The organism is Rhodococcus mengyinensis, assembly GCF_048381435.1.
Lineage (GTDB): Bacteria > Actinomycetota > Actinomycetes > Mycobacteriales > Mycobacteriaceae > Rhodococcus_F > Rhodococcus_F opacus_D.
In genome coordinates, this window is sequence record NZ_JBLWIT010000018.1 from 61686 (window position 1) to 86355 (window position 24670).

General features: G+C 64.8%; 19 protein-coding genes. 11 read left to right on the forward strand and 8 right to left on the reverse strand.

Going from position 1 to position 24670, the window contains the following annotated elements:
- Positions 1–90: 90 nt before the first annotated feature.
- The 4 genes from ACNJ7E_RS02330 to ACNJ7E_RS02345 form a co-directional block, all read right to left on the reverse strand.
- Entirely contained in the window at positions 91–3465 is a 3375-nt protein-coding gene (locus ACNJ7E_RS02330; RefSeq protein ID WP_418338985.1) for a protein kinase domain-containing protein, read from the reverse strand.
- A 225-nt stretch (positions 3466–3690) separates the two neighbouring features.
- Positions 3691–4293 carry a TetR/AcrR family transcriptional regulator gene (locus tag ACNJ7E_RS02335; RefSeq protein WP_418338987.1) on the reverse strand — a complete coding sequence of 201 codons (603 nt, stop codon included), beginning with the start codon at positions 4291–4293 and terminating at the stop codon, positions 3691–3693.
- Between the two features lie 161 nt (positions 4294–4454).
- Complete coding sequence (locus ACNJ7E_RS02340; protein ID WP_418338989.1) at positions 4455–5798, reverse strand: C40 family peptidase; 1344 nt, start codon at positions 5796–5798, stop codon at positions 4455–4457.
- A 270-nt stretch (positions 5799–6068) separates the two neighbouring features.
- Positions 6069–7115, reverse strand: a complete 1047-nt coding sequence (locus ACNJ7E_RS02345) for a TIGR03617 family F420-dependent LLM class oxidoreductase (protein ID WP_109336025.1) — start codon at positions 7113–7115, stop codon at positions 6069–6071.
- A 180-nt stretch (positions 7116–7295) separates the two neighbouring features.
- Between ACNJ7E_RS02345 and ACNJ7E_RS02350 the strand changes: the two genes are divergently transcribed.
- The 3 genes from ACNJ7E_RS02350 to ACNJ7E_RS02360 all read left to right on the forward strand — a co-directional run bounded on the left by ACNJ7E_RS02350 (position 7296) and on the right by ACNJ7E_RS02360 (position 11378).
- On the forward strand, positions 7296–8507 hold the full coding sequence (locus tag ACNJ7E_RS02350) for an acetyl-CoA C-acetyltransferase (RefSeq protein WP_109336026.1): 1212 nt from the start codon (positions 7296–7298) through the stop codon (positions 8505–8507).
- A gap of 17 nt (positions 8508–8524) precedes the next feature.
- A complete protein-coding gene (locus ACNJ7E_RS02355; RefSeq protein ID WP_418338990.1) occupies positions 8525–10675 on the forward strand; it encodes a 3-hydroxyacyl-CoA dehydrogenase NAD-binding domain-containing protein in 2151 nt (716 codons plus the stop codon).
- A 76-nt stretch (positions 10676–10751) separates the two neighbouring features.
- Positions 10752–11378, forward strand: coding sequence for a TetR/AcrR family transcriptional regulator (locus tag ACNJ7E_RS02360; RefSeq protein ID WP_418338991.1), 627 nt, complete (start codon positions 10752–10754; stop codon positions 11376–11378).
- Here ACNJ7E_RS02360 and ACNJ7E_RS02365 read toward each other — a convergent pair.
- A complete protein-coding gene (locus ACNJ7E_RS02365) occupies positions 11371–12327 on the reverse strand; it encodes an NAD(P)H-dependent flavin oxidoreductase (RefSeq protein ID WP_418338992.1) in 957 nt (318 codons plus the stop codon). The two genes, ACNJ7E_RS02360 and ACNJ7E_RS02365, sit on opposite strands and share 8 nt — an antisense overlap.
- A 164-nt stretch (positions 12328–12491) precedes the next feature.
- Between ACNJ7E_RS02365 and ACNJ7E_RS02370 the strand changes: the two genes are divergently transcribed.
- The 8 genes from ACNJ7E_RS02370 (at position 12492) to ACNJ7E_RS02405 (ending at position 21157) form a co-directional block, all read left to right on the forward strand.
- Entirely contained in the window at positions 12492–13670 is a 1179-nt protein-coding gene (locus ACNJ7E_RS02370) for a TetR/AcrR family transcriptional regulator (protein ID WP_418338993.1), read from the forward strand.
- A gap of 262 nt (positions 13671–13932) precedes the next feature.
- On the forward strand, positions 13933–15045 hold the full coding sequence (locus ACNJ7E_RS02375) for a LuxR C-terminal-related transcriptional regulator (protein ID WP_418338994.1): 1113 nt from the start codon (positions 13933–13935) through the stop codon (positions 15043–15045).
- Entirely contained in the window at positions 15042–16238 is a 1197-nt protein-coding gene (locus tag ACNJ7E_RS02380) for a helix-turn-helix transcriptional regulator (RefSeq protein WP_418338995.1), read from the forward strand. Before ACNJ7E_RS02375 ends, ACNJ7E_RS02380 begins: the two co-directional genes overlap by 4 nt.
- Positions 16239–16586: 348 nt before the next feature.
- Entirely contained in the window at positions 16587–17039 is a 453-nt protein-coding gene (locus tag ACNJ7E_RS02385) for a ketosteroid isomerase-related protein (protein ID WP_005563703.1), read from the forward strand.
- Positions 17040–17071: 32 nt separating this feature from the next.
- Positions 17072–17575, forward strand: a complete 504-nt coding sequence (locus ACNJ7E_RS02390) for a ketosteroid isomerase-related protein (protein WP_418338997.1) — start codon at positions 17072–17074, stop codon at positions 17573–17575.
- A gap of 2 nt (positions 17576–17577) precedes the next feature.
- Positions 17578–19152 carry an AMP-binding protein gene (locus ACNJ7E_RS02395; RefSeq protein ID WP_418338998.1) on the forward strand — a complete coding sequence of 525 codons (1575 nt, stop codon included), beginning with the start codon at positions 17578–17580 and terminating at the stop codon, positions 19150–19152.
- 63 nt (positions 19153–19215) lie between these two features.
- Positions 19216–20715, forward strand: a complete 1500-nt coding sequence (locus tag ACNJ7E_RS02400) for an aldehyde dehydrogenase family protein (RefSeq protein ID WP_418338999.1) — start codon at positions 19216–19218, stop codon at positions 20713–20715.
- A 235-nt stretch (positions 20716–20950) separates the two neighbouring features.
- The gene (locus ACNJ7E_RS02405) at positions 20951–21157 is read left to right on the forward strand and encodes a hypothetical protein (RefSeq protein WP_418339000.1); all 207 of its coding nucleotides are present in this window, start codon (positions 20951–20953) and stop codon (positions 21155–21157) included.
- Between the two features lie 102 nt (positions 21158–21259).
- Here ACNJ7E_RS02405 and ACNJ7E_RS02410 read toward each other — a convergent pair whose 3' ends face one another.
- From ACNJ7E_RS02410 to ACNJ7E_RS02420, 3 genes are read right to left on the reverse strand one after another with little or no spacing between them, the layout of a single operon-like run.
- A complete protein-coding gene (locus tag ACNJ7E_RS02410) occupies positions 21260–21862 on the reverse strand; it encodes a TetR/AcrR family transcriptional regulator (protein WP_009472354.1) in 603 nt (200 codons plus the stop codon).
- Between the two features lie 25 nt (positions 21863–21887).
- Positions 21888–23471, reverse strand: coding sequence for an AMP-binding protein (locus tag ACNJ7E_RS02415; protein WP_418339001.1), 1584 nt, complete (start codon positions 23469–23471; stop codon positions 21888–21890).
- A 29-nt stretch (positions 23472–23500) separates the two neighbouring features.
- A complete protein-coding gene (locus ACNJ7E_RS02420; protein ID WP_072949355.1) occupies positions 23501–24655 on the reverse strand; it encodes an acyl-CoA dehydrogenase family protein in 1155 nt (384 codons plus the stop codon).
- Between the last annotated feature and the right edge of the window lie 15 nt (positions 24656–24670).

Genomic DNA, 24670 nt, shown 5'->3' on the forward strand with positions numbered 1-24670 from the left:
ATGGCGCGCGAGCGTTCCCCGCGCGGAGGGAGACCGATCGTGGGCGGTCTTCTCGTCGATGGTTCCGGTTGGACGATTACGTGTGTGCTGTCAGGTTGAGGCCAGTAGGTTGGCGATGCGTGCGTCCTCGTCCAACAGTATCTGGGGGAGTCCGAGCTCCGTGCATTTCGCTGCGACCGGAGCCAGCACGGTGCGCGCTTCCGCGAACCGCTCGGCGACGGACAGGCACATCGCCAACAGCAGTTTCGCGCGGATGAGCGCCCGGGGTCTGGCCTGACTTTCGATGCTGAGTACGAGTTCCTTCGCCCGCGCGCAGGCATGCCCGATCTCCTCGGGGGAACCCTCGCGGAGTAGCAGTCTGATCGACGAATCTTCGTCGAGTTCGGATGTGATGGTGGCGATCCCGTCTGCTTGCGGGCGATACGCCGTCAACGCCATCAACCGCGTGCGGATCTTGTCGCCGACGGGAAGCCCTGCGCGGATCCGCTCGTTGACCATCCGTGCGGCCAGACGTGGCAGCCGCAGCGATTCGGCAATTCTGGCGCCCTCGTCCAGCCGATTTTCGGCCTCCGCATGATGTCGGAGTGAGGCTTTGACCCGTGATCCGGTGCCGTAGGTGGCGAGCATGAACTCCACGAGACCGCCGCCCTCGGAACCGAGTTTGTAGCTTTCGTTTAGCAGCTGTTCGGCCTCTGCGATCTTGCCCATCTCGTAGAGGAGCGCTCCGAGCAGGGCCCCGGCGAGTCGTGCCGCATGGGCGTGGACCCCGGATTTCCCGGTCATCGCTACGGCGGAGCGGAAGTAGTTTTCTGCCGCAGGAATGTCGAGTTGTTCGTATGCCGCGGCGCCGGCCAGACAGTATCCGTACATGACACTGAAGGGGCCGCTGGTTTGCGCGTGATATGCGGCGGCCCAGTCCTGCCAACGGCGCGCTGCATCGAAGTCGAATGTGTAGAGGGCCACGAAGGAAGCGATGCTGCCGGCGCCCGACGCGAGGAAGGGCCGCACCGCGTCCGGGTGGTGCAAGCAATCGGTGACGAGTTCCTGTACTCCTGCAATCTCATCGGCGAAGAGTTTGCCGGATGCTTGGACAACGGCGGCTTCGACCCGAAGGGCGTGAATTGCGGCCTCGTCTACCTCGGTGTTAGTGAGTGCGGCATCGAAGAGATCGAGTGCAGCTCGCATCTGTCGTGGACGCTGCATCAGTATGTTCGCCCACGCGATGTTCAATTGGAGTCGGGCACTTGTAACAGCAAGGTTCGGGGGAAGTTTCGCGACCAGGCCGAGGAGGGTTGTCATCCGCGAGTCCTCGATGAGTGTCATGCCGCCGTCCTCGACCAATCGAAGGGCGTGGTCGGTGTCGCCGGCGGCAAGAGCGTTGTCGACAGCCTCGCTGAGCATGTTGTGGTCGGCAAACCAGTGCGCTGCGATCCGGTGGAGGTCTTCACGACGGCCCGGATGGAGGCGTTCGAGGCGGCGATGGAGGAGATCGGCGAACAGGTGGTGATACCTGAACCATTCCCTGTCGTCATCGATGCTTTGCAGAAACAGGTCTCGGCGTTCGATTTCCTCGAGCATCTCTTGGCCGGATGGAACGTGTGTCAGCATGCCGGCGAGGTCACCGCAGATCTTCTCCGTGATGGCTGTGGACAGGAGGAACTCGAGGATCGTCGGTTCGAGCGTGCTCAGGACGTTCTCCACCAGGTATTCGTGGATGGCATGGTGGCCACCGGAAAGATGCGCGATGAAGTCCATGCGATCGCTGCGCCCGCGTAGCGACAGGGACGCCAATTGCAGCGCCGCGACCCACCCGTCGGTCGAGCTTCGAAGGCTGCTCACTTCTTGGTCGTCGAGTGTGAGTCCGTTGACATCGACCAGAAAGGCCCTGGATTCCGCGCCGTCGAAACGCATTGCCGTCGGCCCGATCTCGACTAGTTCATCGCGTACTCGCATGAGGCTCAGCGGAAGACCGGATTGGGATCTTGTCGCGACGATGACCTGGACGTGATGACATCCGTTCTCGAGCAGGAAGTCCATTGCCGCCACAGTGTCGGAAGAGGTTACCCGGTGCCAGTCGTCGATCACAATGGCGATCGCGCGGCCACCGTCGTGGATGTCGTTGATCAACGAGGGCAGCACGTATCGCGCGGCATCTTCGTAGTGATCTTCGAGGATGCGCTCCAGGTCGGGCGCGGTCGTGGGCAGCGCGGTGTGGATCGCCTTCACCAGGTGGGACAGAAACCAGGCGACGTTGTTGTCATCGCGGTCGATGGTGAGCCAGGCGACGGGCATTCCCTCGGCTATCAGAGCGTGCCGCCATTGGGAGGCCAGCGTGCTCTTACCGAAACCTGCGGGGGCGTGGATCACTGTCAGGCGCCGCCCAGCGCCGGCGCGGAGGGTCTCGAGGAGTCGTCGGCGCTCGACCAACGGCCGTGCCGAGGTCGGGGGACGAAATTTCGTGGCGGCGGTGGGCGGGGTGTTCGGGATTGCTGCCGGGGTCTTCGCCGGGGGAGCCCCGCCGGTGCCGGGCGGGGGCGAGGTGGCTCGGAACGGATCGGCGGGCATCGCCATCGCATCCATCTTCAGCCCGTGCAAGAGCTGCACCGTTCGAAGCTCGTTTCCGAATGCGTCGGCCGATGCTGGTCGATCGGCGGGATCGCCCGCCATGGCGTGTTCGATGGCGGTGCACACGTCATCGGGAATGCCGTGCTCACGCAGGTCCGGGATCGGTTGGTTGGTGACCCGCACGAACTGGGCAACCACCCCTTCCCGGGTGCGGCGCTCGAAGGCGGCGTGTCCCGTCATCAGGCAGAACAGCGTCGCACCGAGACCGTATACATCGGACGCGGGACTCGGTGGTTGGCCCTTGAGCACCTCGGGGGCGGTGAAGGCGGGGGTGCCGACGATGCTGCCCGCGGATGTTTCGAAATCGCCCCCGATCCGGGCGATGCCGAAGTCGGTCAGTTGCGGCTCGCCGTATCCCGTGATCAGGATGTTGGCGGGTTTGATGTCACGGTGGAGGATGCCCTCACGGTGAGCGGCCGCCAGAGCCCCGGCCAGTTTCACTCCGATCCCGAGCACGGTGGGCAACGGGAAGGGACCCTTCTGCCGAAGCAGGGTTTGGAGAGAACCGTGTTCGTGGTAGGGCATCACGAGAAAGAGGGAGCCGTTCGCGGTGACGCCGACGTGGAGAATTTGGACGATGTGGGGATGGCTGGAGAGTTTGCCCATGGCGCGTTGTTCTCGTACGAAGCGGGTGCGGTCGTCGGGTCCGACATCGGAGGTCAGCACTTTGACGGCGACCGGTCGATCGAGGGAACGCTCGGTGCAGCGATAGACCACCCCGAATCCTCCGCGTCCGACCTCCTGCGCATTCTCGAGTCCGGCCATGTCCAATTCGGTGGCGATATCGCGGCTCACATCGCGCTGAGTATTCGGCAGGTCGACTTCGTCGAACTCGTCCATCGGTGGCTCAATCCTCTATGCACTTCTACCTCTTTGTGGCAGGTCAGAGGGTGTGCCACGACTGTGGGCCTCGGCATTCGGGGCGAAGTCCGCCCGCGAGCGGTTCATGCGCACCTCCAACCAGTGTGATCCAACTCACATGCTAACTCAGTGCGATTCGGTGCTGTTCCCAAATCCGAGTGGACAGACAGCAGGGGGTGGCGGCAGATCCCATCTGGTCAGCCGCTACCGGCGCCGCATTCCCTCGAAGGTCAGGCGTAGGACTGCCTCGGCGAGATCCTCGGCTGATCCTCCGGTTCGCGGCCGGTGCCACTCGATGAGCGAGTTGAGCATGCCGAACACAAGGCGGCCGGTGAGCGCGGGATCGATGCCTGGCCGAAGGTCTCCCTCCTCGGCGGCCCCGACGACGAGGTCCCGCACGAAGAGATCGAATTCCCGTCGACGGGCGAGGGCGCGACGTTCCACGGGAGTGTTCCCACGAACGCGCAGCAGGAGGGTGACGTAGGGCAGTTCTGCGACCAGGATCTCGGCGGTGCGCCGGACGAGGTACTCGAGGCGGCCGATGTGTCGGCCGCTGGTGGCCTGCCGTTCGGTGGTGAGGGCGAAAAGTGCGTCGAGCGCCCGCGCCAAGGCTCGCTCCAGCAGTTCGGTCTTTCCTGAAACATGGTGGTAGATAGATGACTTCGTGATTCCCAGCCGCTGGGACAAGGCCTCCATGCTGGTGCCCTCGTACCCCTTGTCGTTGAAGACCGTCACGGTGACGGCGAGGAGGGAGTCGAGGTCATAGCCGGGTCGGCCGGGCCGCTGAGCGGGGTGTGCGGTCGTCATGGGTTACGGTCCTTCCCGGTGCGCCCGTGCGACGTTGCCGTGCCCGTCGAGATCGTCTGCCATGTCCGCTTTCGCCAGGGTGATGCTTCTCTGGCTCCGTGGGTCGGGAGGGGCGCACTCCGGATGGTCGAGCCCGTGTCGGCGGATCCCCGGGTGCAGTCTCACACCACTCGCCGCGCTTTCATTCCGTCGAACACGGGCGCGATCCGAACCACGTCGCCGGTGGTGGGCGCGTGCACCATTTTGCCGCTGCCGAGGTAGATTGCCACGTGCCCGGGGCCGGCGGGACCCCAGTTGCCGAACAGCAGATCACCGGGTCTGGCGTCGGCGAGGGGAATCTCGGTACCGACGTTCCACTGAGTTTCCGACGTCCGAGGTAGGGAGACATTCTCTGTTGTTGCGGCGTGGACGGCGTAGGAGGTGAGTCCGGAACAGTCGAAACCGCCGCCGGAGGGCCCGTTCACGTTGCCGCCGCCCCACACGTAGGGAAGGCCCAGATAGCGTAGGGCAGCCTCGACGATCCTGCCGCCGACGCCTCCCCAGTCGCCCGACCCAGGATCGAGGATCGACGCGAAGCGGGATTCGGCCGCGCGGATCTTCGCCACGTAGGGCTTTGTCTGATTCTCGTAGTCGGGGAGTCCCGAGGGCATTCCGCCCGATCGGCGGACCGCTCCCACGCCGGCGTTGTATCCGGCGAGCGTCAGGTCCAGCACGTCACCCGAGACGAGGCCGGCCTGCTTCCACGAATCGATCTCCTCGTACATGTCGCAGAGTAGATGTCCCGATGCCATGACCGAGTCGCCGACGGCAAGGACATCCACCTTTCCGTCACCGTCGGCGTCGCGCCCGTATTTCGCCCAGGTGCCGGGCATGAACTGGCCGGGACCACGGGCGCCATCCGGCGACACGGGCGCCGAGGCGCCGTATCGGAAGTTGTTCTCCGCCGAGTACAAGGCCGCCAGGACAGGGGCCTTGATGCCGTCGCAGATGCTTCCCGCCTTCTGAAACCAGGGGACGAATACTGCGATCGCCCCCAGCTGTGAGGCTGCCCGAGTGGGGGCGTCGGACACGGTGGGGAGGTGGGAGATTCCGGAGACGGCAAGCGGCGTCGAGTCGAATTGTTCAACGGGGTCACCATACTCGAGGACGGTCCCGTCGGATTCGGATTCGGGTTCGTGCTCGGCGGCAGGAATATCGCCCGTGGTGTCACCGGTCGCGTCGGGTGGGGGAGAGGCGCTCTCGGGCGGTGGCGAGTAGGCGCCTATCGCCTCCTGGACGGCATCCGCGGTATCGGTGATTGCTTGCTGCACAGCGCCTTGCGCCTCGGGAGGTAGCTGCTCGACGGCGTCGTTGACCTGTTGCCCGATCGCGGGTGCGGCATCGGTGATCTGTTGCACCTGTTGGGTACCATAGTCTTTCAAGGCCGGAGGCGCCTCCGATCCGTGTACCGCGCCACCGAGCGCTGTGGCGACTGCGACAATGATCGCCGAAGGATCGACCGACATCTACTTCCTCCCGTGCTGTGACCCAACCCTGTGAAAACTTCTGATGTGATCCAAGTCTCGACCACTGGGCGGCTATGTTCCTCACACCATTTGGGGATAAGGGTCCACCTTTAGAGAGATTCGCGGGGTGTCGTGTCGGTACTTCCCTTGCGGGCGGGACGCGCCCCTCGAATCGAACTGGCCGATCCGACGACGATCGCGCCGGGCCGGTCCGGCGATGATGTCGCCGCCTCACCAGGGTGACCGCGGGTGGGCGGTGGGCGTTGCGGATCAGGGCGTTGTGGGCCGATTGTGGACTCCGGAGACAACCGTGCTCCGGGTCGCTGCGTCGAGGCCGTACGGGGTGTACAGGGTGAATCGGTCGATGATGCCGCCGAACCTGCGTGATATCTCGGCCGCGGCCGCGTCGGGCTCGCCGACGACCGCGAAGGTGCGCAGGACGGTGTCGTCGATCAGTCGTGTCATGGACGCCCAGTCGTCGAGCTTGGACAGCCGGTGGAGCTCGGTCTGCAGATCACCCCAGCCGTGAAGGTCGAGGACCGCCCGGTACGCCGGTGTGGACCCGTAGAAGGCGATCTGTTTGCGCACGGCGGTCGCCGCTTCCTCGAATTGCCGTTCATCGGACCCGGTGACGACGAGTCCGGGATAGGACAGGGTGAAATCTTCGAAGACTTTTCCGGCCTTGGCGAGGGCCGATTTGATCTGCGGGACGGTCACTTCCCGGAGATATCGTTCGGTAGTGAAGCCGTGGACGAGCATCCCGTCCGCGACCTCGGCGGCGACGGACGTCATCTGCGGGCCCACGGCGGCGATCATCACTTGGGGAGGCCCGAATTCGTTACGCGGAGGCCGGAACATCGGTGTCATCAGGGTATGGCTGTAGTAATCCCCGCGGAAGTCGAGGGCTGTCTGGTTTTGCCAGCTCTCCCAGATGGCGTGGAGCGCCCTGACGAATTCCCGCATCCTCGGCGCCGGCGCGGACCACGGCATGCTGAACCGGCGCTCGATGTGCGGTTTGATCTGTGATCCCAGTCCGAGCGTGAATCTGCCGGAGCTGAAGGACTGCATGTCGTTGGCAACCGTGGCGAGAGTCATGGGATTGCGTGCAAATGCCACGGCGATGGCGGTGCCCACGTGGAGTCGGGGAGCGTTCTCCGCGGCGAGCAGAAGCGGTAGGAAGGGGTCGCGACTGACTTCCGTCGACCACACCCCGTCGAAGCCGGCCCGTTCCGCGAGTCCGACCTGCTCATGTATCTCGTGGAGGCTTGCCCCGGCCGTCCCGTCGATGGATCCGCCTATGTTGCCGTCGATCAGCATCCGAACTCCCTACACTCCAACATCCAGTCAGGGTTGACTGGATGTTGGTTCGACGATACCGTGAGCGAACGGTCGGCGACAGTGGTTCGACCGCAGGTTCTTCACTTCGTCCCCTGTGGCTCTGCGCATCTCGCAGATCGCGTCCCCTGGGGATTCGTTCACGATCCGAGGAGAGTTGCCTTGTCTGAAGAGGCATTTGTATACGAGGCCATTCGCACGCCTCGCGGTAAGGGCAAGAACGGAAGTCTGCACTCGGTCAAACCGATCGACCTCGTGGTGGGCCTGATCGACGAGCTGCGCGCACGGTTTCCGGACCTGGACCCGGGCTACATCGACGACATCGTGCTGGGTGTGGTCTCCCCGGTCGGCGAACAGGGTGGTGATATCGCCCGGGCCGCGGCGCTGGTGGCGGGCCTGCCTCTGACGGTGGCCGGACTGCAGATCAACCGGTTCTGCGCATCCGGACTCGAGGCGACGAATCTCGCCGCCCAGAAAGTACGGTCGGGCTTCGAGAACCTGGTGATCGCCGGTGGCGTCGAATCCATGTCGCGAGTGCCGCTGGGCAGCGACGGAGGTGCCCTCTTCAACGACCCGACGACCGCATACGACCTCCACTTCGCTCCGCAGGGAATCGGTGCGGACCTGATCGCCACGATCGAGGGGTTCAGCCGCGAAGACGTCGATGCCTACGCGGCGCGGTCGCAGGCCCGCGCCGAGGCCGCCTGGTCCGGTGGATATTTCGCCAAGTCGGTCGTTCCGGTCAAGGATTTCAACGGTGTCCCGCTGCTCGATCACGACGAGCACCGCCGTCCGGGCACCACCGTCGAATCGCTGGCCTCGCTGAAGCCCTCCTTTGCGGCACTCGGTCAACAGGGCGGCTTCGATGCTGTTGCGCTGCAAAAGTATACGTCGGTGGAGCGGATCAACCACGTCCATCACGGCGGTAACAGTTCCGGCATCGTGGACGGCGCGGCGCTGGTCCTGATCGGCAACGAAAAGGCCGGCAAGCAGTTCGGCCTCACACCCCGCGCCCGGATTATCGCCACCGCTGTCACCGGGGCAGACCCCACGATCATGCTCACCGCCCCCACCCCGGTGGCGCTGAAGGCACTCGATGTCGCCGGACTCACCGTCGACGACATCGATCTGTTCGAACTGAACGAGGCGTTTGCCTCGGTGGTCCTGAAATTCCAGAAGGATCTGGCCATTCCGGACGAGAAACTCAACGTGAACGGCGGCGCGATCGCCATGGGCCACCCCTTGGGAGCGACCGGCGCGATGCTCGTCGGAACGGTGATCGACGAGTTGGAGCGGCGCGGCGACCGGCGCGCATTGATCAACCTGTGCGTCGGTGGCGGCATGGGTATCGCGGCCATCATCGAGCGAGTCTGAAAGGCAACGGCAACAACATGAGTGCAACATCAATCATCACGTGGTCGCAGGATTCGGACGGAATCGTGCTGCTGACCCTCGACGATCCGGCCCAGTCCGCAAACACCATGAACTCGCAGTACGTCGAGTCCATGGGCAACGTACTCGACCGGCTCGAGGCCGAGCGTGACTCTGTCACCGGTGTCGTGATCACGTCGGCGAAGAAGACCTTCTTCGCGGGCGGTGACCTCAACGACCTGGTCCGTGCCACCGCGCAGGATGCGGTCAAGTTCACGGACTTCGCGAATGGGATCAAGGCCCAGTTCCGACGTCTCGAGACCCTGGGCCGTCCGGTGGTGGCGGCGGTCAACGGTGCCGCCCTCGGCGGTGGCCTCGAGATCACCCTGGCCACCCACCACCGCATCGCGGTCGATTCGAGATCGGTGATCTTCGGACTGCCCGAAGTCACGCTCGGGTTGCTCCCCGGTGTCGGCGGAATCACCCGGACCGTTCGGATGTTGGGGCTCGAGAAGGCACTGACGAGCCTGCTGCTGACCGGGAAGACGTTCAGCCCCGCGGCCGCGAAGACGCTCGGCCTCGTCGACGACCTGGTGGCCAGTGCCGACGAACTCGTTCCCGCCGCCAAGAAGTGGATCAAGGACAACCCCGAGGGCGGTGTACAGCCGTGGGACCGAAAGGGATTCCGGATCCCCGGCGGCACCGCGCTCAATCCGGCGGTGACGGCGAACCTGCGCCGCACCGTGGCAGGGGCACCCCTCGAGGCACCCCGGGCCATCCTCGCCGCCGCCGCCGAGGGAGCGTTGGTCGACCTCGACACGGCAGCGCAAATCGAGACACGCTACTTCGTCGGCCTCGTCACCGGTCAGGTGTCGACGAACATGATCAAGGCACAGTTCTTCGATCTGCAGAGCATCAAAGCCGGCGGAAGCCGGCCGGAGGGGCATCCCAGGTTCGCGGCACAGAAGGTCGGCGTGATCGGCGCCGGGATGATGGGTGCCGCGGTGGCCTACGTCTCGGCGAAGGCGGGAATCGACGTCGTGCTACAGGACGTCTCGATCGAGTCGGCGCGAAAAGGGAAGGCCTACGCCGAAAAGCTGGAGGCCAAGGCCCTCGCTCGTGGAACAACGACCGAGGAGAAGTCCGCCGCGCTACTCGCCCGCATCACCCCGACCGACAATCCGGCCGACTTCGCGAATGTCGATTTCGTCGTCGAGGCGGTCTTCGAGAGCGTGGAAGTCAAACAGGCGGTCTTCAAGTCGATCCAGGACATCGTCGCCCCCGACGCCGTGCTGGGCTCGAATACGTCGACGCTGCCGATCACCACGCTGGCCGAAGGCGTCGACCGTAAGGAAGACTTCATCGGGGTGCACTTCTTCTCCCCGGTCGAACGGATGCCGTTGGTCGAGATCATCGTTGGCGCACACACCGCACCGGCAACATTGGCGAAGGCGTTCGACTTCGCGCAGCAGATCAAGAAGACCCCGATCGTGGTCAACGACAGCCGCGGCTTCTTCACCAGCCGCGTGATCACGAAATTCCTCGACGAGGCCGCCGCCGCGGTCGGTGAGGGCATCGAACCGGTGATCATCGAGCAAGCGGGGGCCCAGGCCGGCTATCCCGCACCCCCGCTGCAGCTGCTCGACGAGCTGACGTTGACCCTGCCGCGCAAGATTCGTCAGGAAGCCCGTGCGGCGGTCGAGGCGGACGGCGGCGTCTGGGTCGAGCACGGATCGGAGGCCGTCCTCGACCGGCTGGTCGAGGAACTCGATCGTCGAGGTCGGTCGACCGGTGGCGGCTTCTACGAGTACGACGAGTCGGGCAGCCGCGTCGGCCTGTGGCCGGGGCTGCGCGACGCCTTCCAGTCGGGGAGCACCGAGATCCCGTTCGACGACCTCAAGGAACGGATGCTGTTCGCGGAGTCCCTCGAGACGGTGCGCTGCCTCGACGAAGGGGTCCTGACGTCGGTCGCCGACGCCAACGTCGGATCCCTGCTCGGGATCGGGTTCCCGGCGTGGACCGGCGGCGTCCTCCAGTACATCAACGGCTACCCGGGTGGGATCGCGGCGTTCGTCGAGCGGGCACGCGTACTTGCCGCCCGGTACGGCACTCGCTTCGAGCCGCCCGCCTCACTGGTGGCCAAGGCCGAGCGCGGAGAGACCTACGAGTAACGGCGTCACTTACGATCGGGGTTGGCACCACTGTGGGCAGTGGTGCCAACCCCGTTGAGGGCTTTTCTCCGAACGGATGGAGCTGATGTCGGTGTCGATCAGTGACGCCTCGGTCAAGCGCACCCAGCAAGAACGGCGGGCGATCACGCGCAGGCAGATACTCGACGCCGCCGTTGCGGTGTTGTTCCGGGACGGCTACTCCGCCGCCACCACGTTGCGGATCCAGCACGAGGCGGGGGTGTCCCGTGGCCGTCTCTTACAACAATTTCCCTCCCGCGAAGCGCTGCTCGTCGCCGCCGTCCAGCATCTCGCGACGGCGCGGATGGAGGACATGCGGCATCGCGACGATTGGCCACACGACCCCACAGAGCGCATCGACTGGGCGATCGAGATCATGTGGCCCACCTTCCACCAGCCGTATTTCTGGGCCGCGACCGAGCTGTGGCTCGCCTCCCGCGCCAACGACAAGTTACGCGAAGCGCTGCTACCGGAGGAGCGCCGGCTGGGCCACCTCGTGAGAGCAACGACCGACGCGTTCTTCGGCAGCGAGTTGTGCGCACGCCCGCGCTACGAGTTGGTACGCGAACAACTCAACACCTCGATGCGGGGTGCCGCACTGACCTATGCGCTCGATCCGCGCGATCCCGCCACCGACCCGCACCTGCACGAGTGGAAACTGATGGCTCGAGAACTGCTTACCTGACGGCCTGTACTCCGGAGTTATCCCGCGCCACCGATCTGGCGCGGGATTCCTCGTATTCCCGGGCGGTCTTCTCGATGAGCGTGGCGACCGAGAGGACCGCGTCCACCCCGGACACGCTGTGCCCACCACTCCACGCCGTGCGGTTGCTGAGCAATCGGTCCTGGTGGAAACCCTCGGATTCGGGATGCTCGCCCGCGGCGTCTCCGGCCTGCCGATCGACCCAGCACTTGAGCAGGCTCGCCGGAATGCCACCTACCTGGGTCGAGAGCACGACGTCGTCGAGGCTCGCCTCGACCAGCGCCCGCCGATAGGCGTTGTCGGCCCGACTTTCGTCGGTGGCGATGAACTTCGTGCCCATGTACCCGAGGTCGGCGCCGAGAACCAGGGCGGCGTGCAACGCCACGCCGTCACTGATACCGCCGGCCAGAACGATGGTGCCGTCGAATCGCTCGCGGACGGCGCGGACGAAGGAGAACGGGTTCGCCCAGCCCGTCTGGCCGCCGGCACCCGCGGTCAGGAGCACCAACCCGTCCACGCCCAATGCGATGGCCCGGGCCGCATGCTGCAACGTCGCGACGTCGGCGTAGACCTGGCATCCGATCGCGCGCAGGGGGGCAAGAACGGGCTCGGGGGATCCGACACTGGTGATGACGAGTTCTACGCCGTGATCCACCAGGCACGCGAGGTCTTCGCGCAGTCGCCGGTTCGATCGGTGCACCACGAGGTTCGGCGCAAAGGGCGCGGACCTCGGGACTTCGCTCAGGGCCGTCTCGATGCGGGTGAGCCAGTGGTCGAGTTCGCCGGTGGTGGCCGCATTGTGGGTGGGCAAGGATCCCACGACGCCTTCGCGGCACGCCGCGATGACCAGGTCGGGGCCGGATACCTCCGTCATCGGGGCGGCGATCAACGGAACGGTCAATCGATTCGCCAACGCTTCGGAAATGGACACGTCAGACTCCTTGCGAGAACCACGAGAGGCAGGGTGTGCACCTAAGTAAATGCCGAGAAAGCGGCGATGGCGCATGCTAGGTTGAAAATCAAGCTACAACCCCGGTAAGTAAATCTCAAGCCACATCGAATGCGTCGAAAGGGGCGGGGAGCATCGACGAACTAGTGCGCCCGAGGCGAGCTCGGCTCACCAGCACTCCGCGTCCCCGCAACCGCAGGGCCCAGATCCTGGTGGCCGCGAGCGCCCTGTTCTCCGAACGCGGCTACCACAATGTGGGCACCGAGGACATCGCCTCGTCCGTCGGGATCACCGCCGGGGCCTTGTACCGGCACTTTCGGAGTAAACAGGAATTGCTCGCCTGCACGGTGGCCGAGAGCTTCGATCAGGCGGGTGAGCTGCTGATCTCGCGCGGAATCGATGATCTCCCGGCACTGCTGCACGGTCTGGCGGAAACGGCCGGCACTCGACGTGACCTCGGAGTTCTGTGGAATCGCGAGATTCGACACCTGCCACCGGAGCGGCACGCGTCCCTGCGTGGCCGATTGCATGATGTGGTGTCGCGTCTCTCCGCGGCGCTCGGCCATTCCGTGCCGGGGGTGGGCGCCGCTGACGCGGAACTGCTGGCGTGGTGCACTCTTGCGGTTCTGACCAGCCCGGGCTATCACCGCACCGAGATCCTGCCGGGCCGTTTGATCGACCTGCTCGCCACCATGGCCGTGGCCGTCAGCGCGGCGCCGTTGAAGAGTGCAGCTGAACCGGCCGCCGATCTTCCCGGACGGGGCGGCATGGCGCCGGCATCGCGCCGCGAGGCTCTCCTGGGCGCGGCCACCAGACTGTTCGGCGCGAAGGGGTATCAAGCAGTCACGATGGACGAGATCGCAGCCGCTGTGCAGGTCCACAGCGCCAGCGTGTACCGACACTTCGATACGAAGGCCGATCTCCTGGCCGCCGTGATCGACCGGGGCGCGGAACCGCTCCAGTTGGGGCTGTCGCAGGCACTGTTCTCCGCGGACACCTCCCAGGAGGCTCTGGACGCCGCGGTCGATGCGTACATTGCGTTCGCGATGATCCACCACGACCTGCTGGCCGTGCTGACCTGCGAGGTACTCAGCCTTCCACCCGTCCGACGACACGCGGTGCGCAGCGCGCAGCACGACTACGTCGGGCAGTGGTTCCAGCTGCTGCAAGAATCCCGGCCCGAACTCGACGACACCGAGGTGCGATTTCGTGTTCACGCTGCGCTGACAATCGTCAACGATGTATCCAGGACGGTACGGTTGCGGTGCATGCCCAACGTGCAGGAACGTGTGCGCCTGGCCGCCCGCCGCGCATTGTATGGCTGACACTCCCCGCCCCCATAGTTAAGGGCGATTCACTACCGGTCGCGACCTCAGCCCCGCACGATTTCAGCGCATACCCCCTGACGAGGGGGTTTTCGAGGTCGCCGCGTTGACAATAGTGATGCGGGTCACCACAATGGCAGACGTAAGTAAATCGTGAGCCACGACATGGTGAATTGAAGGCAGGTGCAGTGCCGCAGCATCCCGAGGAGGACGTCGCCGATATGGCGGCAATGGATGCCCCGCACCCGGAGATGGAGGAATAGTGAATACTTCCGCCGCCCAGCCGTCCGTCGCCCACCGGCTGAGCGAGATGGCGGCCGCGATGCGAGAAATGGCGGGGGTGGAGGTCACCGAGACCCGAAGCGCGGATGACACGATCGGTGAGACCGGTGCTTTGTCCGCCATTCTCGACGAGCTACACCACGCGCAGGGCGTCCTCTACGAGCAGGCCTGCCTGACTCCCCAGCGCGGTCTGGAGCGAGTGCTCGGTTCGCTGGCCCGCCTGCGCTCGGCGGCGGCCGGGCCCGGCCAGTTCTTCAGTAGTTCGGCCGAAGAACTGTGTACCGCAGGGGGATTCGACCGGGTTCTGGTCTCTCGCATTCAGGGTTCGATGTGGATTCCGCACACCCTGCACCTGGTCTCCGAGGCCGTTTCCGCCGCGCTGCGCAACTATCTGAGCGATCTGGAGATCCCCTTGAGCGCGTCGCCGCTCGAGGCCGATGTCGTACGGCGCCGGATCCCGATGCTGGTGAGCGATGCCGGTTCAGAAGCCCGGACGTATCGTCCGCTCATCAGGTTGTCGAGGACCACAAGCTATGTCGTTGCGCCGGTGGTGGTCGACGGAACAGTCGTCGCCCTGCTTCATGCCGACACCAATATCTCGGGCCGGGTGCTGACGTCCGCGGACCGTGACATCGTTCGGCTCTTCGCCGACGGGCTTGGACCGATCTACGAACGGATGGTGCTGACCGAGCGATTGCGTGAGCAGCGTGACCGGCTCGGTATGGTCTTCAGCGCCACGGAAGCGATGATCGACGACGTTCACGGTGGCCCGCTGACCCTCGACGCCCCCGTCGGGATGTTGCCTCCGGCGGCTGTCGATCCTTCTCGCCGAGATCGTGGGGCGGCGGGCGGATCGTCGGAGGTGCCAGTCTCAGGGCGGCCTGAACGGCACTTGACCGCACGCGAGGTCGATGTGGTGGAACTGCTGTCGAAAGGCGCGTCGAACGCGGAAATCGCCGCCCAGCTCACCGTGTCCGAGAGCACGGTGAAATCCCATGTGAAACACATCTTCCGCAAGTTGGGTGCCACCAACAGGGCCAGCGCCATCGCGCGATACGGGAAGATGAAACGCTCGATGGGACGGACGCTATGACACAGGCATTGATCGCAACGACGCAGCACCAGACTGTACGGGGATCCTTGCAGGGGTGGCGACGCAAAGACATCGAGCTGATCACTCGGCTGGAGGCCATCCGGGACGAGATCTTCGCTGATGTCGGTTCGACCACTCTTCCGGGGATCCGGCACGAGCGTCCCGCCCATTCCGCAGAGGCGATCTCAGTCCTGACGCATCACTGCGTCGACGAGCTGCGACGGGCCGCGGCAGCCGACACCGCCAAGGTGGAGCGACTGACCAAGACAGTCCTCGACCTGCAGCAGGTGGCGATGGATCTGTACCTGAACGAAATGGGCCGTAGGACCGAACGTCTGGCCGAATGTTCGGCGGGACTCCACCGGTTGCGGACCGTCCCGAGCACCTCCGACCTCCTCGACCGCCTCTGTGAGGACGTGGCCGTTCGTTGCGGATTCCGGCGGGTGGTGTTGTCGCGGGTCGAGGCGGGAACCTGGAAACCGTGGAAGGCGTACCTGGGCGAGGGCGATGAATCGGACTCATGGTTCACCGACTGGATCGATCGCGGGATACCGTTCGACGAGCGGGCTCCTGAAGCGCGGCTGCTGACCGATCATCGGCCGGCGATCGTCTACGACACGGAAAACGCGCCGGTATACCGGCCGATCATCGTCGAGTCGGGTCGCTCACGCTCGTACGTGGTCTCCGCCCTGGTTCTCGACAACAACGTTGTCGGTTTGCTTCATGCCGACCACTTCCCGGTTCCGAGCCGGATCGACGAGATCGACCGCGACGTTTTGTGGGCCTTCACCGAAGGGGTCGGTTACATCTATGAGCGGACGTCGTTGATGGAGCGGTTGCGGAGCCAACGCGACCAGATCAGGGAAATCCTCTCGTCGACGGTGGCAACGATGGACGAGCTGTGCGAATCGGGAATGGCCTCGGCCGGCCGGGTCGACTCCGATCCTGCTGGAATCGACCCGGCGGCGGAATTCGCCTCACGTCCCAGCTTGGTCCCTCTCGCAGAATTCACCTCCCGCGAGCAAGAGGTATTCACATTGATGGCGGCGGGGGCGACCAACAACGACATCGCCGAGTCTCTCGTCATCACGGAGGGGACGGTGAAATCGCATGTGAAGCACATCCTGCGGAAACTCGGTGCGACGAACCGTTCACAGGCCATTGCCTGGTCGATCGGCAACCGCATCGTGTAGTCGATTCGTCACCATCTAGTCAGCGCTCCGCCGCCCGGCCCCCGCCGGGCGGCGGTCGCATTCCGATGCCAAACCGTGCTCCCCGAGTACGCCCGTTTCGGAACCGCAGACCGGCGCCGCAGCAGCCGGTCAGCCACCGGATGGACTGGTCGACTCGGTGATCATCGCCCCGATCTCCGAGTCCGTCTCCTCCGAGTATCCCCCTGTTGAGGGGTGGGTTTCCTCCCCGAGTAAGTGGTCGCCGGTGTGACCTACGCAATACCTTGAAGGTGTTCCTGAAGTGAGCGGAGCACATCGATATTCGAGTATCCGCGGGGACTATGACAACCACCGAGGAGAGCGATATTCATGAGTCATTCCTTTGCTGTCAAGTGGCTGAAGGCCTTCCGTGAGAGCCCCGAGGCAGTCGTCGCGTTGTACGCCGACGACTTCCTCTTCGAGGATCCCATCCTCGGCCAGAAGATCACCGACAGGGACGAGCTCCTCCGTGTCTTCGGGCCGTACGCCAACAAGGACACCGAAAACGGCATCGGCATCAACAACTTTCGGATCGATGAAGTTGTCGGCGACGAGAAGTCGGCGATCTACCGGTGGACCTGGAAGGCGCCCACGGCGACCGCTTTCGTCGGCGTCCCGGCCAACGGGAAGGTGCCCGGAGCGCGCGGACTGACGTTCCACATCTACAACGAAGCCGGCCTGATCACCCGGGAAGCGAGCCTGTGGGACATCGCGACGGCAGCGGCGGATCTGGGACAGCCCATCGACCCGTCCAGCGTGACCAAGTCCGCTGTTCTCGTCTGACACCGAACCCTGCGAAAGGAACTACGAGCACCATGAGTAAGCACGAAGACCACGCCCGGCGCTGGATCACCGCGTTGACCACCGACACCGCGGCGGCGGTCGCCCTGTACGCCGACGACCTGGTCTACGACGACCACGCCGACTCCGACCACGTCACCGACACCGCCATCACCAAAGATGAGCTGGCGCCGAAGCTCGCCCCGTACGCGAACACCGACACCGCCAACGGCGTCGGCCTGCACTCCTTCGAGATCACCGACTCGTTCCCGGTGGCCGGCGTGGCCGGAAACCCGGCCGTGGTGATCCTATGGAACTGGACGGGCACCGGTCTCGAGACCTACAAGGGAGTCCCGACCCAGGGCAAGACGCTGTCCACCCGCGGCATCACCTGGCACCAGCTCGACAGCGACGGACAGATCGTCCGCGAAACGACGTACTGGAACGACACCCCTGTACTGCAGGAACTCGGAATCCCGATCATCACGCCGGAGTACTGGGTCGAAGGATTCGACCCGTCCGTCCTCGTTGGATCCTGACCATGTGGGGGCCGTTGCCGGACGTGCTCGATCGGGCATGTACCTACTACAAGGACAACGTCGCGATCGTCGATGGTGATCGTCGGGTGACCTACCGCGAGCTTCTCGACTGGCGCAACCAGGTAGCGAACGGACTCGTCTCTCTGGGGCTGCAGAAGGGCGAGCGCGTCGGCCTGCTGATGCCGAACTGCTTGGAATTCATCCCCACGCAGCACGGAATCTGGGCTGCCGGCGGGGTGTTGGTGCAGATGCCTACGCGTAATGCTGCCAACGCATTCCGGTCGAGTCTCTCCCAGACCGATGCCACCACGCTGATCTATCACGCCCAGTTCGACGCAGTCGTCGCCGAGATCAAAGGTGACCTGCCGAAGCTGCAGACCGTGATCCGGATCGGGAGCAGTCCGGCTTCGGCGCCCCCCGAGATCGGCGAAGTGTTCGGCTACGACGGACTCTTCCGATCGCAGCCGACGGTTCGTCCCGAGGTGGAGATCGACGTCCACGACGAGGCGTACGTCCTGTTCACCTCGGGGAGCACCGGGGACCCCAAGGGTGTGGTCAACTCGCACTTCACCTGGGGCCACTACAGCATCACCGCGGGTCTCGAGATCGGCGACATCGCCTGGGGTGAGGTCTTCGCGCACGGTGCGCCACTGACCCACTACACGCAGATCTTCGTCATGCCGACGTTCCTGCGGGGCGGCACCAACGTGATGCTGCCCGGGTTGGACGTGGACACACTGCTCAGCACCATCGAGCAGGAGAAGGTGACCGCCACCGCCGTCGTTCCCACCATCATCTACCTGCTGCTCGACCATCCGCGCCGCGAAGCGCACGACCTGACTTCGCTGCGGACGATGATCTACGCGGGATCTCCCATCGCACCCGACCGGCTGCGTCAGGCGCTGGACGTGTTCGGCCCGATCTTCATCCAGGCCTATGCCGGGACCGAACCCGGGTACGTCTCATGCCTGCGCAAGAACGAGCACCGCGTGGACAGCGAGGTGTGGATCAAACGGCTCGCCTCGGCCGGTCGGCCCCTGTTCCACGTCGACGTGACAATCCAGGACGAAGCGGATCAGGTGTTGCCGCTCGGCGAACCCGGCGAGATCGTGTCCCGCCAGCTCGGGCAGATGCTCAGCTACGTCGACGTCTCCCGCAACGCCGAGGCGCTGCGCGACGGCTGGGTGCACACCGGCGACATCGGTCGCCTCGACGAGGACGGGTTCCTCTACATCGTCGACCGCAAGAAGGACCTGGTGGTCACCGGCGGATTCAACGTGTTTCCGCGACAGGTTGAGGACGCACTGGCCGGCCATGCCGCAGTTGCGCAGGCAGCAGTGATCGGCGTCCCCCACGAGAAGTGGGGCGAAGCGGTACATGCGGTCATCGTTCTCAAGAGCGGTGTCGCGGCAACCGAGCAGGAACTGATCGATCACGTCAAAAGGGAGATGGGCAGCGTCCACGCGCCCAAGACGGTGGCATTCGTCGACACCCTTCCGGTCAATCCGGCCGGAAAGATCGACAAGAAGTCGATCCGTGCCCCGTTCTGGGAAGGGCGGGCCCGCCAGATCAGCTGACCGTCGAAACCTTCGACACCGCACTGCTGTCGCTAGTCACATCAGAGAAAGAGGAGCACGCCGATGAGCGTCCCGCACTACTCGCTCTATATCAACGGCGAATGGGTTGATACCGGCGAGAACTACGAAATTCGCAGCCCTGCAACCGAAGAGCTCGTCGCCACCGTCGCCAAGGGCGGCGTGACGCACGTCGACCAGGCCGTCGCTGCGGCCAAGGCGGCGCATGAAGAGGGCACCTGGCGGCGTACCCCGCCCGCGCAACGAGCAGCCCTGCTCAACGATGTCGCCACGCGCCTCGGCGGCCGTATCGACGAGCTGGCCGCGCTCCAGACACGGGAGAACGGCGCCACCATCCGGATCACCGGGGCCCTGCATATCGGGTTGTCGATCGCTCAGATGCAGTACCTGGCCGACCAGGCCGCCACATACGAGTTCGAGACGGCGGGTCCCGAGATAGGGCCAGTGCCGGCCGAAGGCCTCGTCCGGCGCGAGCCGCTGGGTGTGGTGGCGGCGATCGTGCCGTGGAACATTCCGCTGCTGGTCATCGTGTGGAAGATCGCCCCGGCCCTCGCAGCGGGTAACACGGTCGTCCTCAAGCCCGACGAGCACGCCCCCCTGGTCGCGCTCGAGCTGGCGAAGGAGTTCGAGGCGGCGGGCCTACCGCCCGGCGTGCTCAACGTGGTGACCGGCGACGGCGAACCCACCGGCGCGCACCTCAGCGGTCACCCCGATGTCCGCAAGGTGGCCTTCACCGGTTCCACCGCGGTCGGCAAGAGCATCCTGCGTCAATCGGCCGACACCGTGAAGCGAGTGACCCTCGAACTCGGCGGCAAGGGACCGAACATCATTCTCGACAGCGCCGACCTCGACACCGCGATCGACGGTGCGCTGTTCGCGGCCCTGGCCAACAACGGCCAGGCCTGTGAAGCCGGCACCCGACTGCTGATTCCGTCGAGCAACCGCGACGAGATCGTCTCGCGGCTGGTCGAGCGTGCCCGCACGCTGAAGGTCGGTGATCCGCTCGACCCCGCGACCGGAGTCGGGCCGATCATCTCCAAGGTCCAGCATCAGCGGATCCTCGACTACTTCGCGATCGCCGAGACCGAGGGCGCCAAGGCCGTGATCGGCGGCGGCGTTCCCACCGGTCCCGAGTTCGACAAGGGCTACTGGATCGAGCCGACCATCTTCGTCGGTGTGACCAACGATGCCAGGATCGCACGTGAAGAGGTGTTCGGACCGGTCCTGGTCGTGCTCACCTACGACTCGGTCGAGGAGGCGATCAAGATCGCCAACGACACCGATTACGGACTGTCCGCCGGGGTATGGGGCGACGAGGAACAGGCGATCGAGATCGCCCGCGAACTCGATGCCGGCATGGTGTGGATCAATGACTGGCACGTCATTCATCCCGCCTACCCGTTCGGTGGCTTCAAGCAGAGTGGTCTGGGCCGTGAAGGCGGCCCCCACGCACTCGACGAGTACACCGAGGCGAAGTTCATCTCATTGAATCGCTCCCCGGGTCCGGAGGCGCGTGCCTTCGCGATCGTGATCGACCCGGTCTGATAGACACGGCCCCTGCACGATTCATCCCTCGGGATCGTGCAGGGGCCGCCATCCGTTCCGCATCACTAGCTGGGACCGCTGCGGAAGGGGTATCGCCACCGCGCAATTGCGGGATAGTGAACTGCGGAAAATTGGCGCACGTATTTCGGATCTTCGACCACCCCGCCCTCAGGTCTCTCGCGGGACCCCGGGTTGTCGCCTTCACGGTCGGCGCCACCGTGCTGCGTCAGCGCTCATGTCGCACCCGGTCGGACTGTCCGGCACCTTCGTTCTCTTCCCGTGCACGTTCTTCGGGGTGAACTTCGGTGCCGGCTGGCCGATGATCGTTGCGCTGCACGACCCCGTCGACCCGGCTCGTGGCGACCGGTTCGATGCCGATCTCGTGGGGCACCTTGGCGTCATCCGCGGTACGGCAGTTTCGTTCCGGAGCGCACGGCGGTAGTCGATGTCGAGTCGGAGACAGCGGCGGCGGCCCCGACTCTGCGGATCCAACGACAAATCCTGCAGCGGTCATCTTTATACCGCCGCAGGATTCGTTGTGGTGCTAGGTCGTTGTCGAACTCACGCCGAGGACCGCGAGTGCCGAGTCAGCGAGGATCTGCCGTAAACGTTCGACCGGAAGCCCGACGCTGTGAAACAGCGTCGATTGAAGGGCACCGATGGCGGCGTGCACGACTGCCCTGGCTTCCCCGTCGTCGAGGTCTGTGCGCAGTTCGTCGACCAGGTGTACCCATTCCTCGATGTAGAGCCGCTGCTTGCGACGCAGGCGCCGGCGGTCGTCTTCGGGGAGGTTGTGAATCTCGTTGTGGTAAACCTGCGCGACCTCGCGTTTTCCGACGACGAATTCGATCTGTCCATCGACCAGCTCACGCAGCGCCTGCTCGAGTCCGATCCCGCTATCGAGGGTTCGTTCAGCGTCTGCGAGCAGGCGATCTATCGCGATGTCGAAGAGTTCGACGAGAACGGCGGACTTGCTGTCGAAGTGCCGGTAGATCGCCGAACCGGTGATACCGGACGCCGCACCGATGTCGGCCATCGACACGGAATTGAAACCGTTTCGCGCCACCAGGTCCGCCGTGGCGGTCAAGATCCTGTAGCGGCGCGCCGGGTCCCGTGTGCGTACCGGCTCGGTTCTGTCGTCGATCATCCCACTACTCTCCACCATCGTCGTCTCACCTTCTTTCATAGTGCTCGGCAAACCGCTCGCGAACCACGTTCTTCTGGATCTTGCCAGTCGAGGTTCGGGGGAGCGCATCGACCACGATGATTGCCTTGGGGGTCTTGTACGGATCGATCAACCGTTTGATCTTCTCGATCAGCGTCGCGGGATCGACCATTGCGCCGGATGCCGGCACCACGACCGCGGTGATCGCCTCGCTCCATCGGTGGTGGGGGAGCCCGACGACAGTTGCTTCCGCGATGCGCGGATCGGCCTGATAGATGGCGCGCTCCACTTCGAGGGAGGAGACGTTCTCGCCGCCGGTCTTGATGACGTCCTTGAACCGGTCGGTGAACCAGAGGATGCCGTCGTCGTCGAACCGTCCGATGTCGCCGGAATGGAACCACCCGTGGTCGAAGGCCTCGGCGGTGGCCTCGGGGTTGTCCAGGTATTCGGTCATGGTGTGTGGGCTTCGGTAGACGATCTCTCCCTCGTCCCCCGTGGGCAGGAGTCCGCCGTCCTGTCCCATGATCGCCGCTTGTACCCCGATCACCGGCGTTCCGACAGCGCCGGTGTGGGTCAACTGGTGTTCGGGTCGGAACAGCGTGGTCGTCGGACTCATCTCCGTCTGGCCGAACAGCAGGTAGAAATCGCATGCAAAGACCTCGATGCAGCGTTCGATGAGATGCCGCGGCATAGGGGCCATGGCGTACAGCGCGCGGCGAAGCGAGGAGAGATCGCGGGAGCCGATGTCCGAATGTTCGAGCATTTCGCTGTACATCATCGGGAGGGCGAAGATCTGGGTGATTCGTTCGGATTCGATCAGGGCCAACAGGCGGCGAGCGTCGAAGCGTCGTTCGATGAAGATTGTGGCTCCGACGAGGATCGCGGCGGTGCAGTGGGTGTTGAGTTGCGCGGTGTGGAACATCGGCATCATTGCCACGAACCGGTCGTCCTCACGGAACTGCGCCTCGAGCGCCATGGTCATCGACTCGAGGTAGATGGCGGCGTGGTTTCCGACCACCCCTTTCGGGAACGAGGTGGTGCCACTGGTGTACAGGTACGACAGCGGTGCGCGGTCGGCGATTACATGCTCAGGTTCGGAATCCGGTGAACCACTGGCCAGCTCCGCGAAGGCGGCGAGTGTGGGATCCCCTGTGGGGGCCTCGCCGTCGAGGAGAACGATGTCAACGACGCTGACTGCAGCGGCGAGAGCGTCGTGAACTCTCGGTAGGAATTCGTTCTCGACGACGACCGCTTTGGTCGCCGAGTGGTCGAGGACGTAGGAGATTTCGCTTGTGCCCCAGCCAAGATTGATCGGGACGCACACGAGCCCCAGTTTCGCGCAGGCGTAGTAGGTGACGAGGAACTCCGCGCAATTGCCGGACGCGAGGGCGAGCGCGTCGCCGCTGCGGAGGCCGTGACGGTGCAGCCCGTGTGAGACCCGGTTGACCCAGCTGTTGAACTCGCGGTAGGTGAATCGGCGGTCCCCGTCGACCAGCGCCAGTGCCTCGGGTCTGCGCCAGGCCGACCGGGTGAGGCTGTCACCGACGTTGATCCGGTGGATCAGATTGCGACCGATTTCGGTGGTGGACATCGTGTTCCTCGGTTCGTGGAAGGGCGCTGTCAGTAGGACCGGGGCAGTTGCAGGCTGTGTTGGGCTACGTAGTTGAGGATCATCTCGCGGCTCACCGGGGCGATCCGGAGAAGCCGGGCAAGCCCCCACTGCGGGAGAAGCCCGTAGTCGTTGCTCAGTCCGTTGCCGCCGTGCGTCTGGATGGCGGCATCCGCCGCCGCGACCGCCGCCTCGGCGGCCGCGTACTTCGCCACGTTCGATGCCTCGGCTGCGGGTTTTCCGTGCTCGTACAACCATGCGGCCTTCGCGGTGGCCAGGGCGGCCAGTTGCACCTCGATCTGCGCCTTTGCCAGCGGGTGAGACAGTCCCTGATGCATCCCGATCGGCTGGCCCCAGACCGTGCGTGTTCGGGCGTACTCGGCCGCGCGGCCCAGGGTGAACCGGCCGACTCCGACACAGATCGCGGCGCCGGTAATCCGCTCGGGGTTCAGTCCGTCGAAGACCTGGGAAAAGCCCTCGTGTTCGACTCCCAGCAGGCTGTCGGCCGGAACGCGTACGTCGTCGAAGTGCAGGGTGAACTGCCTTTCGGGGAGCGCGACCCCGACCGGGAGCACGTTTTTGACCAGCCCCGGGGCATCAGTGGGGATCAGGAACAACGACAGTTGAGCCCGCCCGGTCACCTCGTCGTGCCCGGTACGGGCGACGACCACGAGCGCCTCCGCCTCATCGACACCCGAAATGTAGTACTTCGTGCCGTTCAGAACGTAGTCGTCGCCGTCGCGAACGGCGTGCGTGGACAGTTGGTGCGTATTCGACCCTGCGTCGGGCTCGGTGATCGCGAAGACCACCTTGGTCTCGCCCGACGCCATGCCCGGAAGCCATCGCTGCCGTTGGTCGTCGCTGCCGTACTTGGCGATCAATTCACCGGAGATGGCGCTGGAGACGAGCAGGAGCAGAAGCGGGCAGCCGTGGGCGGCGGTCTCCTCGCACACCAGCGCCAGCTCCGTCATGCCGGCGCCGCCCCCGCCGTACTCTTCCGGGAGGTTGATGCCGATGAAACCGCTGTTACCCAGTGCCTTCCAGAGATCCGTGGTCGGTTCGTGGGCCAAGGCGTGGCGGGTGTAGTAGTCGGGACCGAACTTGGTGGTGATGGCGGCGACCGCCTCGCGGATCGCGACGTGCTCGTCGGATTCGATGAAATCCATGGTGGTTCCTCCGTG

Coding starts and splice junctions, on each gene's coding strand:
- ACNJ7E_RS02355 (WP_418338990.1), top strand. CDS start 8,525: ATGAGTGCAACATCAATCATCACGTGGTCGCAGGATTCGGACGGAATC.
- ACNJ7E_RS02390 (WP_418338997.1), top strand. CDS start 17,072: ATGAGTAAGCACGAAGACCACGCCCGGCGCTGGATCACCGCGTTGACC.
- ACNJ7E_RS02330 (WP_418338985.1), bottom strand. CDS start 3,465: ATGGACGAGTTCGACGAAGTCGACCTGCCGAATACTCAGCGCGATGTG.
- ACNJ7E_RS02410 (WP_009472354.1), bottom strand. CDS start 21,862: ATGATCGACGACAGAACCGAGCCGGTACGCACACGGGACCCGGCGCGC.
- ACNJ7E_RS02400 (WP_418338999.1), top strand. CDS start 19,216: ATGAGCGTCCCGCACTACTCGCTCTATATCAACGGCGAATGGGTTGAT.
- ACNJ7E_RS02395 (WP_418338998.1), top strand. CDS start 17,578: ATGTGGGGGCCGTTGCCGGACGTGCTCGATCGGGCATGTACCTACTAC.
- ACNJ7E_RS02380 (WP_418338995.1), top strand. CDS start 15,042: ATGACACAGGCATTGATCGCAACGACGCAGCACCAGACTGTACGGGGA.
- ACNJ7E_RS02335 (WP_418338987.1), bottom strand. CDS start 4,293: ATGACGACCGCACACCCCGCTCAGCGGCCCGGCCGACCCGGCTATGAC.
- ACNJ7E_RS02360 (WP_418338991.1), top strand. CDS start 10,752: ATGGAGCTGATGTCGGTGTCGATCAGTGACGCCTCGGTCAAGCGCACC.
- ACNJ7E_RS02340 (WP_418338989.1), bottom strand. CDS start 5,798: ATGTCGGTCGATCCTTCGGCGATCATTGTCGCAGTCGCCACAGCGCTC.
- ACNJ7E_RS02345 (WP_109336025.1), bottom strand. CDS start 7,115: ATGCTGATCGACGGCAACATAGGCGGATCCATCGACGGGACGGCCGGG.
- ACNJ7E_RS02405 (WP_418339000.1), top strand. CDS start 20,951: ATGTCGCACCCGGTCGGACTGTCCGGCACCTTCGTTCTCTTCCCGTGC.
- ACNJ7E_RS02415 (WP_418339001.1), bottom strand. CDS start 23,471: ATGTCCACCACCGAAATCGGTCGCAATCTGATCCACCGGATCAACGTC.
- ACNJ7E_RS02385 (WP_005563703.1), top strand. CDS start 16,587: ATGAGTCATTCCTTTGCTGTCAAGTGGCTGAAGGCCTTCCGTGAGAGC.
- ACNJ7E_RS02420 (WP_072949355.1), bottom strand. CDS start 24,655: ATGGATTTCATCGAATCCGACGAGCACGTCGCGATCCGCGAGGCGGTC.